The sequence below is a fragment of the Hymenobacter rubripertinctus genome, from assembly GCF_003583925.1.
Taxonomy (GTDB): Bacteria; Bacteroidota; Bacteroidia; order Cytophagales; family Hymenobacteraceae; genus Hymenobacter; species Hymenobacter rubripertinctus.
In genome coordinates this window covers 1-1,117 of the sequence record NZ_QYCN01000104.1, presented here as the reverse complement: position 1 = coordinate 1,117, position 1,117 = coordinate 1, and the positions used below count along the sequence as shown (strand labels likewise).

General features: G+C 65.4%; 1 protein-coding gene. It reads right to left on the bottom strand.

Annotated features, from left to right (window positions below; all coding sequences use genetic code 11):
* Positions 1-16: 16 nt before the first annotated feature.
* On the bottom strand, positions 17-1,117 hold a 1,101-nt coding region (locus tag D0T11_RS22855), incomplete at its 5' end, for a hypothetical protein (RefSeq protein ID WP_182888568.1).

Genomic DNA, 1,117 nt, shown 5'->3' with positions numbered 1-1,117 from the left:
CGGGGGCGCGCGGTGGCTAGTGGTTGACCTGGATCTGGTAGCGCGCGGTTTTTTGCCCGCGTCGGCTGTGCAGAAAATACAACCCCGCCGGCCAGGCGTGGGTATCAATTTTCAGCACCTGCCCGCCGTGGGTCGGGCCTTCGTACATGGGCAGGCCCTGGCTGTTATAGATGCTCAGCGCCGCGTCCGGTGCCGGCCTGAGCAGCAGGGTGGCATCGGTAGGATTGGCGGAAACCAGGCTGAGCTCCCCTTCCTCCACGGGACCTTCCCCGGTGGTCTGCACGCCCACCTGCCAGCAGTAGTATTCGCGGGCTCCGCACCGGTTGGTGGCAATCAGRCACACCTGGCTGGTGCCGGTCTGGCGGAAAACGTGCGCAATCAGGGTCCGGTCGGCGGAGTTGGGGGGCTGCTGCCCATCTACTTCCCAGCGGAAACTGCTGATGGGGCTGCCGTAGTAGTCGTAGAGCTGGTAGGCTTCGAGCGTAGCGGGCCGGTTCACGATGACCGACCCSGCATTGGCCAGCTGGCCATTCACGGACAGGAGCACCGGATTGGTATTGTAGTCGAGCGGGGCCCGTTCGCGCACGAAGGARAACGAGATGGGGTTGCTTGACTGGCAGCCCAGACGGGGGTTGCCGGCCTGGGCCGTAACCGTGAGCAAGCCGTTGTGGGTAGCCGTGATGCTGACCTGCTGGCCCGAAGCCGAGGGGTTGGGCGACACGGATACGCCGCTGCTGCCGGTCCAGTAAATGGAGGTGCCCGCGCCCGCCACCGTCGCCGTYACRGTGGCCGTCACTACCTCGTCGGTACAAATCAGGGTAGGCACGACGCCCAGGGCTACGCTGGCCTGRGCAAAATAGGGGGTGGCTACCTGGCTGCCTGTGGTAATGGTAGCGGAGGCGGAGGCGGTGGTACCGCTGATGCCGCTGCAACTATAAGTGGCCGATACGGGGATGGTAGTGGTGCCYGGACTGCCGCTGGGGACCACGATTACGCTGGGGCCGGTACGCGGGGCAGGGGTTTGGTAGGTCCAGCCGTTGGGCAACGTGGTGGGCCAGTTATAACTGATGCTGGCTCCGCCGGCCTGGCTGATGCTGGCCGAGAGCGAGAGTGGGCG